The sequence below is a fragment of the Bartonella sp. B1099 genome, from assembly GCF_944801835.1.
Classification (GTDB): Bacteria; Pseudomonadota; Alphaproteobacteria; order Rhizobiales; family Rhizobiaceae; genus Bartonella.
The window spans coordinates 1,269,906-1,284,302 of sequence record NZ_CALYLN010000001.1; the positions used below are offsets into that span (position 1 = coordinate 1,269,906).

The following is a 14,397-nucleotide window of genomic DNA, read 5'->3' on the forward strand; positions in this document are numbered from 1 at the left end:
AAAATGATGCATAATCCTGCACATCCGGGTGAAGTTCTAAAGGTCGCTTTTTTGGAAGAAATGGGGCTATCAATACAAAAATTAGCTGATCACCTCCATATGACAAGAGCTTCTCTCTCAAGAGTGATTAACGGTCATGCTTCTATGAGTACCGAGCTTGCGATTAAATTAGAATTAGCTGGTTTTAGTAAAGCAAAATTTTGGTTAGATATGCAAACAAACTATAATTTATGGCAAACAATGCAACAGGCACAACCAACTATTTCTCCTCTAGTTTCTGAGGATAATCAAACACACATTTGATTTTATTCATAATTTTTCTGGTGCTTTTCTTTGTTTTTAGCTGCTACCCATTGCCTTAGTTTTTTTGAAGTTTTTTAATTGTTTCTATTGCTAGACGTTTTCTATCGGCTGTTTTGGTATAAAGGGGTGCCATTTTATCTTCTGTCCAGCCAAAAAGCGCTTTCATTTGTGAAACTGTAGCACCAGCATTAGCAGCACGTGTTACTGCTAATTTTCTCAATCCATTGGCTGATTTTTTAATTCCAGCTTGATTACACGCTTCACGAAACAAGTTGCCAAAACTTTCTTTTACAAGCTTATTTCCACTTTTACCACAAATGAATGTTTCATCACCTACAGGACCAATTTTAAGAGTTTCTGCAAGTTCTGGTAAAATAGGTAGAAAAACATCTGTTTTAAATTGGCTCTTTTCTGTTTTGAGATGAATAATATTATCTTTAACATTTTTCCAGCCAATGCGAACGGCATCACCACGACGTAAGCCGTATACAAAAGCACATCAATCCCAATATGTTTAGAAACATTGTTTAGAATTCTATATTTAACTTTTTTCGTTGACTCTGATTGATTATGCCATTGCATGCTTTGTAAATACTGATGCAATAACCAGTCAAAAGATCCTTCTGTAAGCTTAGTGCGTTTTATTATTTTAGAAGAGCCATTTTGCGCATGCTTAAGGGCAAGCGTATAATTATCAACAAATTCTTGTGTTCCGTAAGTTCCTTCAATCCGAAGCCGTGGTCCATGACCAATACGGACATACCATATGATTTTACCATGGCGTGTACGTTCACGAACAAGATAGGGTGGACGACGCTTTGGCATGGTTAGAATTCTATGCCGTCAACAGAGGGGCAAGAAGGGTGAGTACTACATTCTTCTTGTTCGTTTTCAAGAGGTGGAAAGTCTTCAATACTGTAAGCATTATTCCTTGTTGTTGGTGGTGTTATAGTTTTATTGATATGAATTAATAACTCTCCAGTAGGTTTGATTTCTACAACCTCTGCTCCTTGTTTTTTGGCTTCTCTTAACGCGCGTGCAATGGCTGGTTGTGTTATGGTAGGTGGGCGGTGTGCCATGTCTATTCCCCTTAATTTAGGTGCAATTCACCCGTGGTGTGAATCACGAATGGGTTGAAAAATGTTAGGAAAGGGTGGAGATAGAGGTGTTATAGAGCACCTTCGGTTTAAAAAATTGCAAGTTATGTGTTAGATGTGTTTAATTTCATATTTCCAATTTGTTAGTTGTGTAATAGCCGTCGTAATTTCTCCCCTATGACACATGCACACATCAGATTCAAAACAAGTAATAGCAACACGTTTTTTATCTAAAAAAATCTGGTATAATTTTTCTATTGCATGAAGATTATCCTTAAGAGTTGTATTTTGATAATCTTCAAAAAGATGTTCATAATCTTCTCGTGTTTTCAGATTGCGTCTTTTTTCAGAGGCAATTCCAAGTTCAGGCAAGTGTATATATTCAATGCCAATGTTGCTTACAGCTTTCTCTAATTGCCTTTTTGAAAAACCATGTTTTCTACTTATTGGATTTTTACGAACATCACACAAAATTTTAACATTGTTTTCTATGAGGCAATTCAGATAATGGTCTAGTGATTTTCCTTCATAACCAATGGTAAAAAAACAAGGCTTCTCATCTTTGGTATTACACATGTTTAATTTCCTTATATGGGTGGGGGCTAGGGAATATGCGAGAACAAAGCCCCCCAAAAGTTCAGGCGGCTTTAGTTGAGATTCTTTGTATCTCTCGTTCTATTTCTGCTAAAAAGCTTTCAACCGCTTGATTAATCTCTTCAATTTTCTTTTCATCACGGTGGATGCGTTTGATTTTCATACGAAAGAGAGATGAATCGCTCGTAAAACGTGGGTCATAACTGATAAAATCACACCATTTGCGCCCCGTACAAGCCATTTGAAACTGCATTTGTGCAAGATATTCTGGTTTGATTTCGTTATCGATAATGAACCGCATATGATTAGTCGATCTAGGACATTTGATTTCGATTAACCCATCTTCATCAATCAGACCATCAGGGCTAGCCCCCGCCATTTTTATTGTGGGGTGTTGAATAAAGCCGCACCTTGTGACTTCAATATCATAAATGAATGCATATTCTCTCAAGGCATCTTCTTATGTTCAATTCCCCATCTCATATCTACAAGATATTGATTTATAAAGATAATCTATCGTTATTCATATTGAATTAGACCTTCGAATAACGTAAGATTCTCTCATTTCAAATCTCTCTATCTTGAATTAATCAAAACCACTCATTTGCACATAACAAGTGGGATGAGTGTGTGGATAAAATTTGTATAAGAAAGGACTAAAAATGGCTCTTATGAACCGTCTTAATGCAAGATCTGTCGCAACATTGGGAGCTGGCAAATAGTGTGATGGTGCCGGCTAAAGATGGTGGTGCTCAATGGCTTTATCGTTATACCATTCACGGGCGCCGTCGTGAAATGGGCTTGGGTGCCTTAAGACATGTCTCTTTAAAAAAAGCCCGTGAATTGGCAAACCAATGGCGTTCTGTTTTACATGATGGGCGTGACCCTATTAAAGAACGTGAAAAACAAAAGCGTGAAGCAATGCGTAATCTCCATTATTTAAAAGATATCGCTTTGGATACTTTTGAAAGTCGTAAAGCTGAATTAAAAGGGGATGGGAAAGATGGACATTGGTTTGCACCTTTGCGGCTTTATATTCTCCCTAAATTAGGCTGTCTGCCCGTTTCTGAGATTACACAAACAGAGATACGCAATACCCTTGCCCCTATCTGGCATACAAAAGCTGATACAGCGCGTAAAGCACTGAATCGTCTTAATATTTGTCTCAAACATGCGGCTGCCTTAGGATTGAATGTTGATTTACAAGCAACAGAAAAAGCACGCGCTCTCTTAGGAAAGCAACTCCATAAAGCACAAAATATACCAGCCATGGATTGGAGAGATATACCGGCTTTTTATAAAACACTTTGCGAAAAAACAACCCTAACACAACTGGCTTTGCGCTTGCTTATCCTTACAGGGGTTCGTGCCAATTCCTTGCGTCATATTCGTGAAGATCAAGTTGAGGGTGATATCTGGACTATCCCTGCTGAGAATATGAAAGGTAGACGTGATGCTACAACAGAATTTCGCGTGCCTTTATCATCAGAAGCATTAGACATTTTAAAACAAGCGCGTTTGCTTTCTCGCAACGATTTCTTTTTTTCTGCAACCGGTCGTGGTCCTCTTGCTGATAAGTGTATGGCTACGTATATGAGAAAAAATAAAATTGCGTATCTCTGTTTGGGTAATCTCAGAAACCGGCAGACAGCCTAATTTAGGGAGAATATGAAGGCGTAATGGTAAAAACCAATCCCCAGTTTTACCATCATTTTTTAATTCAGCTTTCCGACTTTCAAAAGCATCTAAAGCAATATCTTTTAAATAATGAAGATTGCTTATTGCCTCACGCTTTTGTTTATCGCGTTCTTTAATGGGGTCACGCCCCTCACGCAAAACAGAACGCCATTGGTTTGCCAATTCACGTGCTTGTTTTAAAGAGACATCTCTTAAAGCACCCAAGCCCATTTCACGGCGCCGCCCGTGAAGGGTATAACGATAAATCCATTGAGCACCTCCATCTTTACGCTTATGGAGTAACAAGCCGGCACCATCATTATATTTGCCAGCCTCCAATGTTGCGACAGACCTTGCATTAAGACGGTTCATAAGAGCCATTTTTAGTCCTTTCTTATACAAATTTTATCCACACATTTATCCCACTTGTTATGTGCAAATGAGTGGTTTTGATTGATTCAACATACACAGACTGGAAATGAGAGAATCTTACGTTATTCGGGACTCTCATTCAATATGAACAACGCTATATTATCATTATAAATCAAAGTATTACCAAAAAAATATCTACACATCCGCTCTGTGTGTCACGTGAAAGGGAATAGGTTTGAAATGAGAGAATGATATGATCTTAGGGTTTCTAATTCAACAGGCAAAACGATAAAGTATTATTATCAACTAATTTGTTATGAGCAATAGGAACCTATCAAAAACAATTGGATTTTTGCCAGACTGGTGCGGAGAGAAATCTTTGTTTCTTAGAAAAGAGAAGAGGTCAATCATTTGATGAAGTTTTGGTGTTCAGTGCATTTATTCAGTCAAAAAGTATCTTTCTTTGTCTGTTATCCTAAGTTTCTTTACACATGTTACGATTAATTTTATCTTTTTTTATGACAAATGAACACTTAAATCCTATAAGATAAATTTTTATCAAAAAAATGATTGATTTAATCTTTAATTCTAGAAAATTTTCTTTCTGAAAAGAAAAGTCACTAAAAAAGAAACTTTCATTCACCAGACATGAAGAGATACATTTAAAAATCTTATTTTTTTAAATGTATTTTCTTATCTCTCATTTTTTAATATGAATAAAAAGAGAATATTAATTGAATGGCTAAAAAAGGGACGTTAATAGGTTCATAGAATGATAGGTTCTCTTCCTTATTGTCTTGATATTTTACGTACCATAGATCGTGATCGCTATATATCGGTTTTATTTACACCTAAAAAAAAGCGCAAAGCATTGGCTGCTCTCTACGCATTTAATGCTGAGATTTCTCGTATTCGTGAAAGTGTTCATGATCCACTCATCGGAGAAATACGATTACGCTGGTGGTATGATTCTATCGCGCATGGTGAAATACAAATGAGTGGAAGTCATCCAATTTTGAATGATTTATTGACAGCAATGACTCTTTTTAATTTACCTAAGACAGCTTTTTTACGGTATTGTGATGCACAAATTTTAGATCTTTACCACACCCCACTAGAAACGCTTCATGATCTCGAGCATTATTGTCGTGAGACAGCAAGCATAATTTTACAGCTTTCTTGTCAGATATTAGATCCTGATACTGCACAAGATTTTACAGATATCTATGAACAAGGAGGGATTGCTCAAGGATTAAGCGGCGTATTGCGTCTTTTATCCTTCATGCAATCACGCTATCACTATTATTTACCTACTGATATGCTGAAGGCTGTAGGGGGAAATAGGGAGGATTTAGACTCTCATCGTCTCAGTGATCAACAAAAGGACCGCATTGTTGAAGCTATGGTCGCATTATCGCGCGATCATTATACCCAACTTTATTCATATTCTCGTGCTTTACCTAGAGCTCTTAAGCCAGCCTTTCTTCCATTAGTCATTATACCGGCTTCTCTTCAAAAGGCTCTACAGCTGGGAGCTGCTATTTTTCAAGAAAGTGCAACTTTGCCATTGATACATCGCTATTGGTTGATAACAAGAGCAGCAATAAGCGGTAATTTTCCAAAAATATTATAAAAAATATGATGACGTTAGAGTTAGACTGATTTTTTCATGTTGAAGATAATAGGAAATACTGTCCATTTTCTTGTTATAAAAAACGTTGATGTGTTGGTTTTTGAAAGCAAAAGAGTGAGAAATTTTAAGACCTTGAAAATACAGTGTATTGGATGGATGAGAGGAAAGCTGGCACCATTGTTATATTAGCCATCTCTCAATATTGCGACAGCTCTTGGCACTTGAAACTCTTCATAAGAGGTATGTCCTTTTATAATGTGCAAGCAAGAGGTTTTGATTGATTCAACATGGAATAAGTTTGGAATAAAAGAATCTTATGGTATTTAGGATTTTTATTCAATATGAATAATGCTATATTATCATTGTAGTTTGACACTAGGTTTTGTACTAAGTGGGATTAGATAGGAATACGTGATAATTTATTGTTTTTATGTATAAAATTTAGCATTAAATGCGTGTTTTGTCAAAATAGATTTTGACACCTAAAATTGCAAAAAAGTGACAAAAAGAGTGAAAATCGAAATTTGAGCGTAAAAATGAGAAAAGGCTTTGAAAGGTCTTTGAAAATGCTTTGAAGATTTTTAAAAAGTCTGTGAAAGCCCAGAAAACCGCCTTTGAAGACCCTTTGAAAAAAATCCGATAAAATGTGAAGCGCATTGCAAAATCAGCCAAAAATAACCAAAAAAGCAAAAAAGATTTTCACCTATAGGTGATTATCTATTTTTAGAGGTAATTTATATTTATAAATCAAATTGTTACATAACATTTTCTAATGTAAAAAGATTTTCATATCGATTTTTTATTTTAGAGGAGCATTAAGCCGTATCTTGTGTAGTTTTGGAATGTTCTTTTTCAGCTTCTATTTGACGCTTTAAATGCAATTTTAGAAGAGGCAAAGTAAGCTCTATTTCTTCCTTGTCGTTGATGTCTTGAACAAGCTCTTGCAGTTTTTTATAAAGTTCCGCCGCGAGTTCCGCTATATCTTCGGGGGGGAGTTTAATTTTTGCATCGCGATAGGTTGTATAAGCTATGCGACCAAGTTTTTTCATGAGACCAGCAGGAATAGTAGGTGCTTTTAAAACCGCTGTTTTCGCTTTTGCTACGTCTGTAAACATTTCACCTTCACCTGTAGCTAGCCATTCTACAGATACACCACAAATATTTTTGTAAATTACCAACATCGATACAGGTGGTTCGCGCAAGCCAGTCTCATAGTTACTCATAGTACTTTCAGGTACCGCAAGATGATCAGCAAATTGTTTGCGTTCCAAAAAACCAAGGGCAAGCCGTACTTTACGTAATCGTTTTGCTAGTTCTGTTTTAGGTTCTTTTTTAGGGCGTCCCAAAAAAAAATCACTCCTAATCCACATTTAGGTTTACTAATTCACAAAAGGGAATTATATCTCTTATTACCGCCCGCTATAGAGGGCAGTTATTACACAATTAACCCGACAAAAGACGGATAGTTGGAGTATCCGTTTTAAGCAGGAGCGAAAGTTTATGACAACCACACAAACATGCATTCAAGTATGGGATCGCCATAGTATTTTAGCTGAGCTACGCCGCCGGAACATGACTTTGGCGGAGCTCGCAAAAGCTTATCAACTATCGTCATCCAGTGTCAAAAACATTTGGACGCGGTCTAACGAGAAAGCCGAGCGCGCAATTGCAGACTTTATCGGTTTACCCGTTGAGCAGGTTTTTGTCGACCGTTACCCTAAGAGTCGCAGTCGTATTTTCAAGGCAGCAAAACATGCCAATACGGATTGTGTTGTTTCTACCCTATCACGTGGTAATGCTGCTTGAGCTTTAGGCTCTGCGTGTTAGCGCATTTGCCATGTATTTAGATACCATAAGATAAAAAGGTTTATCAATGTCTAAAGATCAATACAAAATAGACAAGAAAGATTGCACACTGTTGCCTCATCAAGCAGCCGATTGGATGGGTTGTTTTTTAAGGTTAGGTGGTCAAGTTTTCTTTATCGGGGGTGGTTATGGTTGCGGCTTATAATTTATGGACCCCAGATATCAAACGCGATATCGTTAATCCTTATTCAGAAGTTGAACGATTACAAATCATGCTTTCTTGTTCTTTAAAAGCGGTGAGTGGTGGATTTCGGCATTTGCCAATTCGATACATTATAGATCCGCCGCGTCATTTGTTTGATGCGATGTTGGCACGACAGATTGCTATTCATATTTTACATTATAAATTTGAGGTTCCACGGCGGCGTATTGTCGCTATACAAGAACGGCAACGGACTTCTATTTCTCTGTCACTCCAAGTAATTAATCGGCGGTTAATGGAGTCTGTTTTTGCCAAGGCTTATCGAAGATGGGCGGGGCGTGCGATGGATTTGTTTTTACGAGAAATGGATAAGGCGGTTGGATAATGGCACGGTTTCAAGAGATTGCTTTAGATTTGATTGTTGTACCGGAGCGTATACGCCCTGTTGATGATGAGCATGCCAAGGCGCTTGCCCAATCGATGGCACGAGAAGGGTTGATGAATCCGATTACCGTGCGCCATACACCCAATGCGAAAGAGGGGCATTATACGTTGATTGCGGGGGCGCATCGGTTACGGGCGGCGGAGCTTTTAGGGTATGGCGCCATTGAAGCGGTTGTGGTGCAAGCCGATAAAGAAAATGCTGCGCTTTTAGAGGTTGCGGAAAATTTGTTTCGCAATGAATTGTCAGTGATTGACCGCGCTTTGTTTGTGCAGACGTACCGCGAATTGTGGGAAAAGAAGTATGGGGAGATTCAACGTGGTGGTGACCATGGTAATCAATATACAAAGGACAAAGTGGCAAAGGGTAAAGTTGCACCTTTGATCGGTGGTGAGACAGATTTTGAGCAATAGGTGCAACTTGCACCTATTGCTCAAATAGAGGGAAAGGATGGCAAAGGGACAGTTTTATCTTTTGCCGAACATGTGGCGGACCGTATTGGTTTGTCTTCAAAATCAGTAAGATGTCTTAACAGCATTGCACGGCATCTACAGCCGGAGTTGCGGTCTGTTTTGCGGGGGACCGCTTTGGCGGATAATCAAGCACAGTTGTTGAAGTTGGCAAAGATGGAGCCGGTTGCGCAGCGGCGGGTGGCGATTGCTTTGCAACAAGTTGAGGGGGATTTACGGCGAGCTGTTGATTTGGTCAATGGGATTAATATACCCTCGAAAGTTAATGAGCAGGAACGGATTTTTGCTCAATTGTTGGGGGTGTGGCAGAGAGCGGATGCACAGACACGGGCGCGGTTTTATGATTATTTGAACAAGCAATCGGGGGAGGAGCAGGCATGAAGACGCGTGGTTCTCATCAACTTGATTTTTTTCAACAGCCGGTTTTCCCCTGTCGTGAGCCCGTTGCGCAGATTGATTTAGAGCGGTTTCGCTCTCGCATTAAGCGGGCTATGGCGCGGGCTTTGCGAGAATGTCGCTATGAGCGCAGTGAGATTGCAGAGCGTATGGCGCATTATTTAGGTATTGGTTGTTTGAGTAAGGCGAGTTTGGATGCTTATGTTGCTGAAAGTAAGCAGGTGGATATGGATATTTCTTTGCCGCGATTTAAAGCTTTTGTACGGGCGACGGGCGCCTTTTGGCTTTGGGATGAGGTGGTGAGTGAGGATGGTTTGCTGTTGTTGCAAGGGGATGAAGCGCGATTGGCAGAAATTGCAAGATTGCAGCAGGAACAGCGTGAGATTGCCGCACAATTAAAAGCGATGCGTGCGGTTCCGGTGCGTATTAGACGGGGCAGCCATGAAAGAGTGGTTTAGTATTGCTGAATTGGCTAAGGCGGCTTTGCCGGGGTTGCCATCTACCTATAAAAGTCTTGAAAACCATGGACGGGCATATTGGAGAAAAAATTCTGAACTCTCACGGAAGGTGGAAAGTAAGACCAAGCCGGTATGGGAGTACCATGTTTCTTTATTACCCGAAGGGGCGCGGATGGCATTGTTGTTGCGGGAGGGGAGTGTTGATGTTTTGCAAAGGGTGGAGGAAAAGAGACAAAAAGAAGCGCTTTGGGCGCGTTATGAAGGGCTTTCAAAGGCGCATAAAAGCCGTTGTGAACAGCGTTTGAAGGCGCTTTGTTTTTGGGAAGATTTACTCCATGCCGGTATGGGGGTGCATGATGCGGCAAGTTTGTGTGCGGTTCAGTTTGGGGTTAGCCGGATGTCGCTTTTTAATTGGCGGCAGATGGTTGAAGGGGTCGCGCGGTGTGATTGGTTAGCAGCGCTGGCGCCTTGTTATGGCGAGGAGACTGTTTCGCCGTTTGCGCCCTGTCATGAAGAGGCTTTTGAGGTTTTATGTTCGGATTATTTACGCCCTTCTCGCCCTGCATTTTCGGCATGTTATCGGCGGATGGTTGGGGTTGCGCGTGAGAAAGGTTGGGCGCCGATCCCTTCAGAGCGGGCGTTACGCCGTCGTTTTAAGGCGCAAGTTTCCAAGGCGGTTGTAGCATTAGCGCGTGAGGGCGAGGAGATGGTAAAAAAGCTTTATCCCGCCCAACGGCGTGATCGGCGTGCACTGCATGCAATGGAAGCGGTGAATATGGACGGGCATAAGTTGGATGTTTTTGTGAATGTTCCTTGGGGCTCGAAGCCTGTACGGCTTTATTTGATTGCCATTCAAGATCTTTATTCAGGCAAGATTTTATCGTGGCGCTTATCAGATGCTGAGACTTGGGAAATCGTACGCTTGGTGATTGGGGATATGGTGGAGACTTATGGGATACCGGAGCGTATGACTTTGGATAATGGGCGTGCTTTTACCAGCAAATGGATTTCTGGGGGTGTGCAAAACCGCTTTCGTTTTAAGATTAAGGCGGATGAACCGCAGGGTCTTTTGACCAGTTTGGGTATTCAATTACAATGGACCACACCTTATAGCGGACAGTCAAAACCGATTGAGCGGGCATGGCGTGATTTGGCAGAAGCGATTTCTAAACATCCGTTATGTGCTGGAGCTTATACGGGTAATAAGCCCGATGCGAAACCGGAAGATTATGGTAAGCGGGCGATGGAATTGGAAGAATTCAAAGCCCATGTTGGGGCGCAGATTGTGGCGCATAATGCGCAAGCAGGACGTAAGGCGCTGACATGTGCGGGGCGCAGTTTTGATGAGATTTTTGCAGAAAGTTTAAAGGCAGAAGGGACGATTGTTCGGCAAGCAACAGCGGCACAGAGGGCTTTATGGCTTTTGACCTCAGAAGCATTGCGTACGCAAAAGGGGACGGGTGAGATTCATTTTTATGGCAATCGCTATTGGGCGCGGGCGTTGAATAGCTATGCGGGAGAAAAGGTGATTGTGCGCTTTGACCCAGATAATTTGCACCAAGATTTGCGGGTTTATGATTTGAATAATCAGTTGCTTTGTTTAGCGCCTTGCCTTGCGGATGTGGGTTTTTATGACCAGCAGGCAGCGCGTTTGAATGGGCGTTTGCGTAAAGAATATGTGAAGGCAGTTAAAGCAGAAAAGCAGTTGGCGGCAAAACTTGCGCCGGATCAATTGGCGGATGTTTATGCAAAAGTTGCACGGAGGGATGATGATGCAAAATCCAAGCGTTCTGTTTCCCCAAAGGTAAGCCGCTTGATGCCAAAGAATGCGGGGAATCTTGCTTTAAAAGCCCCTGATGCGGTTTTAGGGGATGATGAGGCTTTAGATTCCCGAGAGTTTAGTCAACATTTGCACCAAGCTTTAAGACGCCTTAGCGCTTCAAGTGAGGGGCGTGAAGTGATCAAGTTTCCTAGAAGATAGGAAAGGAAGGGGGGGGACTTACAAGAGTGCCTACAAGGGGGGCTGGTTTTGTATCGCGTACGGCTTGGAGAGTTTATTGAGAGACAAAAGATAAGGGGCAAGGTTTAAGCCCTTCCCCTTACCAATAGTCTAAATCAATACGAAAGGGGAATATATATGAAGTACGCGATAAATGCAACCGTTGATAAAAATCCTTGGGAGCGACCAAAAAAACAGCCCGATGGGACAGCACAAAACCGCAATAGTGATGATATTGCTTTATGGGATACGCTTGTGGATTCAGTGCGCGCTCTAGGACGGACGAATGACTGGACTAAAGCAGAAGTAGCGCGGCGTATTGGCATGCCGGATGGCACCTTTTCGCAGTGGTATGCGGGTAGTTATGCGGGGCAATTAGGCAAGCAAAATGCGAAAGTTCAACAATGGGTTGAAACATTAAAAGAAACGGCAGGGCTTTTGGAGATGATTCCTGAAAAGCCAGCGTTTCAAAAGAACCGTATAGCGAGTGAAATCATTGACACGCTAACACTGGCGCAAAGTACGGGGGATATGGTGATGATTACCCTTGATGCGGGCAGTGGCAAAACGGAAACTTGCCGCTATTACCGCGCGACCCGCCCGCATACACGCAGTGTTCATGGTATTCGCCTCATTGAGGATGGTCAAGCTTCTCGCCCTTTAGAAATGTTTAGCCAAACCGCCATTGGGGCGGTTGTTACAGCCCCTGATGCGGATGCACAGACCTATCCCCTTAACGAACCCGTGTTGGTCTTTACCCATGAGACAGAGAAAATCCAAAAGCTTGGGAAAAAAGGCACTGCCCTTGATGTTATCAACGCCGTTCGCGCGCAAGGGATTGAGGCACAAGTGATCTTCGTGCGGGTGGAAGAAAAATCCACCATTGCTGAGACACAAACCGAAATGGTGGGGTCAAGTGTTTCTTTAACCGGTGTTCATGCCCTAGCGCATGCTAGAGGGCATTTAGGTGTGGAACCTGGAATTCTTTTAGCACCAGCTTATAGTGCAGGGCGGCTTGATAATGCTAAAAATCCACTAGCAGATGCTCTAGAGCAGGTTGCCGAAAAGCTACAAGCCATTGCCGTGTTTGATACGGGAGGCAAAAATACGGAAGAAAGCCTTGCCTTTCGGGCGGATTTTTCCTCACGCTTTTGTTATCTCATTGACCCCTTTGTGCGGGTAGCAAATGTTGATGGGGGCTTTAGCATTAAACCGGCAAGCCCCTTTGTGGCAGCCATGTTTATCAAACGGGACAAACAAAAGGGAGGTGTTTTTTGGTCTCCCTCCAACCAAGATGTCAAAGGTATTTTAGGCACAGCACGCCCCATTAGCTATTTTGATGGGGAAATTGATCATGAGGCTAATCGTCTCAATCAAGCTGATATTGCCACCTTTATTCCCGCGCGCCTTAGCCAAAATGCCCAAGGTCAATTGGCTGCCAATGGACGCATTTTATGGGGCAATCACACCACCTCCAGTGATCCACTCTGGCGCTTTGTCAATGTGGTACGTACCCGCGCAGCCTTGGAAAAAACCATCATTAACAATTTACGCCCTTGGGCGAATGACGAAAACCTGACCGGTCAACATGTTATTGCCATTACCCGCAGCCTTACACAGTTTCTTGATGATATGATTGCCCGTGGAGCGCTTTTAGGAGGACGTGTCTGGTTTGACCGCGATTTGAATTCAAACAGCAATTTGCAATTGGGAAAATTGCGGGTGGAATTTGATGCAGAAGAAGTCCCTCCTCTCGAAGATTTAAGCTTTGGAAGCCGGCGCAATGGCGCTTACTTTAATCGGCTCTCTGAAGATATCCAAAATAAAATGACCCATACTTTTGGCGATACGCTTGAGGGTTATCGCAAGGCAGCAAGGAGTGATGTATGACTTTAAGAATTGTTCGTGGTTTTACCCTGATTGTTGATGATGATGTCAATCTTCACCTTGATCTTGAAACGCTCAAACTTCCAACTTTAGAAGAAATCACCGAAACCTATCAACCAGGGGGCTCTGACATGCAAATTGATGTGAGTGGTCTTGGTGTGAAAGCTTTAACCTTGCAAATGAAAATCCGCAGCCACACTCCAGAAATCATTGGTATCTTTGGTGGTCCTCCTGGTCTTCGTCATAAATTTACCGGCAAAAAACATGTGGTATCTGAAGAAGATGGGCGCGAGCATGAACATTCCATTGATGTCACGGGGCGCTTGGTCAAAGTCGATAGCGAAAGCTTAACGGCAGGAAAAGCCACAGGCTATGATTGCGAGATCAAGAATGTTTGGGATTACACAGAATTTTGGGATGGCTCTGTTTTGCACCGCTTTTCCTTTAAACGGGGCGGTTGGCTTGTGCGCAATGGGCAAGATATTGGTGGGCGTCGCCGCTCTATTCTCAATTTATAGGAATTGATCATGACAAGTTTACAAACAAGTATTGAAGTGGAATTGCAGGTTCCCCTTGTTTATCAAGACAAGGATGGCAAAGAAACAACACGGCAAAAATTGATCTTTTATCGCCCAAACTTCAAGCAAGCACGCCAATTAGCCGTGCTGATTGGACCACAGCTGGCAAAGATACTTTTGCCCGCTGTAGAAGAAGATAAAATACCTTTGAGCAATGATATTCTCATTGCCAAACTTTGTGAGGCTTTATTTACCCATGAAGCCATGGAAGGAATCGCCGCGCTTCTGGCAGAGATGTCTCATGAATCTGTTGAACTGATTAATCGTCTTGATATTGTTGATGTTATGGCCGTGTTTAAGGTTTTTTTTGCTTTTTTTCCCAAACACCAATCCCCTATGCCGGGCAATTTGGAGCCGAACTAGCTCTTTATTACCACTGGTCGGCTCTAGAGATCAATCAGATGGATTGGTTGGAAGTGATTGCCTATCGCGAAGAATTAGTGCGCTTGAAAGCCCAAGAATATGAAAGCCAAATGTTAGGAT

Annotated in this window: 13 protein-coding genes and 5 pseudogenes; 12 read left to right on the forward strand and 6 right to left on the reverse strand. The window is 41.9% G+C overall.

All coding sequences use genetic code 11. The features are described from left to right. Positions 1-3 precede the first annotated feature (3 nt). Positions 4-303 carry a HigA family addiction module antitoxin gene (locus NNJ73_RS05495; RefSeq protein ID WP_142417224.1) on the forward strand — a complete coding sequence of 100 codons (300 nt, stop codon included), beginning with the start codon at positions 4-6 and terminating at the stop codon, positions 301-303. Between the two features lie 55 nt (positions 304-358). Here NNJ73_RS05495 and NNJ73_RS05500 read toward each other — a convergent pair. The 4 genes and pseudogenes from NNJ73_RS05500 to NNJ73_RS05515 all read right to left on the reverse strand — a co-directional run. After that, positions 359-1,128: pseudogene (locus NNJ73_RS05500) on the reverse strand (tyrosine-type recombinase/integrase). Between the two features lie 2 nt (positions 1,129-1,130). Further along, on the reverse strand, positions 1,131-1,382 hold the full coding sequence (locus NNJ73_RS05505) for a hypothetical protein (protein ID WP_254492222.1): 252 nt from the start codon (positions 1,380-1,382) through the stop codon (positions 1,131-1,133). Positions 1,383-1,511: 129 nt separating this feature from the next. Beyond that, positions 1,512-1,976 (reverse strand): DUF488 family protein, encoded by a 465-nt coding sequence (locus NNJ73_RS05510; protein WP_254493043.1) that lies wholly within the window; start codon positions 1,974-1,976, stop codon positions 1,512-1,514. Between the two features lie 61 nt (positions 1,977-2,037). Then, a pseudogene (locus NNJ73_RS05515) lies at positions 2,038-2,480 on the reverse strand (lambda exonuclease family protein); the annotation flags it as partial. A gap of 176 nt (positions 2,481-2,656) precedes the next feature. Here NNJ73_RS05515 and NNJ73_RS05520 point away from each other — a divergent pair. Continuing rightward, positions 2,657-3,596: pseudogene (locus NNJ73_RS05520) on the forward strand (tyrosine-type recombinase/integrase); the annotation flags it as partial. Here the strand turns inward: NNJ73_RS05520 and NNJ73_RS05525 are convergent. Continuing rightward, positions 3,597-4,052: pseudogene (locus tag NNJ73_RS05525) on the reverse strand (integrase arm-type DNA-binding domain-containing protein); the annotation flags it as partial. It lies immediately after the preceding pseudogene. A 763-nt stretch (positions 4,053-4,815) separates the two neighbouring features. Between NNJ73_RS05525 and NNJ73_RS05530 the strand changes: the two are divergent. Then, positions 4,816-5,676: a phytoene/squalene synthase family protein gene (locus tag NNJ73_RS05530; RefSeq protein WP_254493044.1), complete on the forward strand. Its 861-nt coding sequence runs from the start codon at positions 4,816-4,818 to the stop codon at positions 5,674-5,676. A gap of 815 nt (positions 5,677-6,491) precedes the next feature. On the opposite strand, the gene NNJ73_RS05535 is transcribed toward NNJ73_RS05530, so the two are convergent. Further along, positions 6,492-7,022 carry a helix-turn-helix domain-containing protein gene (locus NNJ73_RS05535; protein ID WP_254493045.1) on the reverse strand — a complete coding sequence of 177 codons (531 nt, stop codon included), beginning with the start codon at positions 7,020-7,022 and terminating at the stop codon, positions 6,492-6,494. A 154-nt stretch (positions 7,023-7,176) separates the two neighbouring features. Between NNJ73_RS05535 and NNJ73_RS05540 the strand changes: the two genes are divergently transcribed. From NNJ73_RS05540 to NNJ73_RS05580, 9 genes and pseudogenes are all read left to right on the forward strand, one after another. Beyond that, positions 7,177-7,482 (forward strand): helix-turn-helix transcriptional regulator, encoded by a 306-nt coding sequence (locus NNJ73_RS05540; RefSeq protein ID WP_254493046.1) that lies wholly within the window; start codon positions 7,177-7,179, stop codon positions 7,480-7,482. A gap of 67 nt (positions 7,483-7,549) precedes the next feature. Further along, positions 7,550-7,687 (forward strand): hypothetical protein, encoded by a 138-nt coding sequence (locus NNJ73_RS05545; RefSeq protein WP_254493047.1) that lies wholly within the window; start codon positions 7,550-7,552, stop codon positions 7,685-7,687. Next, a complete protein-coding gene (locus tag NNJ73_RS05550; RefSeq protein ID WP_254493048.1) occupies positions 7,671-8,069 on the forward strand; it encodes a hypothetical protein in 399 nt (132 codons plus the stop codon). The genes NNJ73_RS05545 and NNJ73_RS05550 overlap by 17 nt, the downstream gene beginning before the upstream one ends. Continuing rightward, positions 8,069-8,977: pseudogene (locus NNJ73_RS05555) on the forward strand (ParB/RepB/Spo0J family partition protein). Before NNJ73_RS05550 ends, NNJ73_RS05555 begins: the two are co-directional and overlap by 1 nt. Beyond that, a complete protein-coding gene (locus NNJ73_RS05560; protein WP_254493049.1) occupies positions 8,974-9,450 on the forward strand; it encodes a hypothetical protein in 477 nt (158 codons plus the stop codon). The pseudogene NNJ73_RS05555 and the gene NNJ73_RS05560 overlap by 4 nt, the downstream one beginning before the upstream one ends. Next, positions 9,434-11,431 (forward strand): transposase domain-containing protein, encoded by a 1,998-nt coding sequence (locus tag NNJ73_RS05565; protein ID WP_254493050.1) that lies wholly within the window; start codon positions 9,434-9,436, stop codon positions 11,429-11,431. Before NNJ73_RS05560 ends, NNJ73_RS05565 begins: the two co-directional genes overlap by 17 nt. Before the next feature lie 684 nt (positions 11,432-12,115). Continuing rightward, positions 12,116-13,339 carry a phage tail sheath C-terminal domain-containing protein gene (locus NNJ73_RS05570; protein ID WP_254493227.1) on the forward strand — a complete coding sequence of 408 codons (1,224 nt, stop codon included), beginning with the start codon at positions 12,116-12,118 and terminating at the stop codon, positions 13,337-13,339. Beyond that, positions 13,336-13,854, forward strand: coding sequence for a phage major tail tube protein (locus tag NNJ73_RS05575; RefSeq protein WP_241436576.1), 519 nt, complete (start codon positions 13,336-13,338; stop codon positions 13,852-13,854). Before NNJ73_RS05570 ends, NNJ73_RS05575 begins: the two co-directional genes overlap by 4 nt. Before the next feature lie 9 nt (positions 13,855-13,863). Continuing rightward, positions 13,864-14,277 (forward strand): hypothetical protein, encoded by a 414-nt coding sequence (locus tag NNJ73_RS05580; RefSeq protein ID WP_254493051.1) that lies wholly within the window; start codon positions 13,864-13,866, stop codon positions 14,275-14,277. Positions 14,278-14,397: the final 120 nt, after the last annotated feature.

What these genes read in the sequence shown, in the direction of transcription:
- NNJ73_RS05550 (WP_254493048.1), top strand. Translation starts at nt 7,671, where the DNA reads ATGGTTGCGGCTTATAATTTATGGACCCCAGATATCAAACGCGATATC.
- NNJ73_RS05505 (WP_254492222.1), bottom strand. Translation starts at nt 1,382, where the DNA reads ATGGCACACCGCCCACCTACCATAACACAACCAGCCATTGCACGCGCG.
- NNJ73_RS05580 (WP_254493051.1), top strand. Translation starts at nt 13,864, where the DNA reads ATGACAAGTTTACAAACAAGTATTGAAGTGGAATTGCAGGTTCCCCTT.
- NNJ73_RS05540 (WP_254493046.1), top strand. Translation starts at nt 7,177, where the DNA reads ATGACAACCACACAAACATGCATTCAAGTATGGGATCGCCATAGTATT.
- NNJ73_RS05560 (WP_254493049.1), top strand. Translation starts at nt 8,974, where the DNA reads ATGAAGACGCGTGGTTCTCATCAACTTGATTTTTTTCAACAGCCGGTT.
- NNJ73_RS05510 (WP_254493043.1), bottom strand. Translation starts at nt 1,976, where the DNA reads ATGTGTAATACCAAAGATGAGAAGCCTTGTTTTTTTACCATTGGTTAT.
- NNJ73_RS05565 (WP_254493050.1), top strand. Translation starts at nt 9,434, where the DNA reads ATGAAAGAGTGGTTTAGTATTGCTGAATTGGCTAAGGCGGCTTTGCCG.
- NNJ73_RS05570 (WP_254493227.1), top strand. Translation starts at nt 12,116, where the DNA reads ATGTTTAGCCAAACCGCCATTGGGGCGGTTGTTACAGCCCCTGATGCG.
- NNJ73_RS05575 (WP_241436576.1), top strand. Translation starts at nt 13,336, where the DNA reads ATGACTTTAAGAATTGTTCGTGGTTTTACCCTGATTGTTGATGATGAT.
- NNJ73_RS05545 (WP_254493047.1), top strand. Translation starts at nt 7,550, where the DNA reads ATGTCTAAAGATCAATACAAAATAGACAAGAAAGATTGCACACTGTTG.
- NNJ73_RS05530 (WP_254493044.1), top strand. Translation starts at nt 4,816, where the DNA reads ATGATAGGTTCTCTTCCTTATTGTCTTGATATTTTACGTACCATAGAT.
- NNJ73_RS05495 (WP_142417224.1), top strand. Translation starts at nt 4, where the DNA reads ATGATGCATAATCCTGCACATCCGGGTGAAGTTCTAAAGGTCGCTTTT.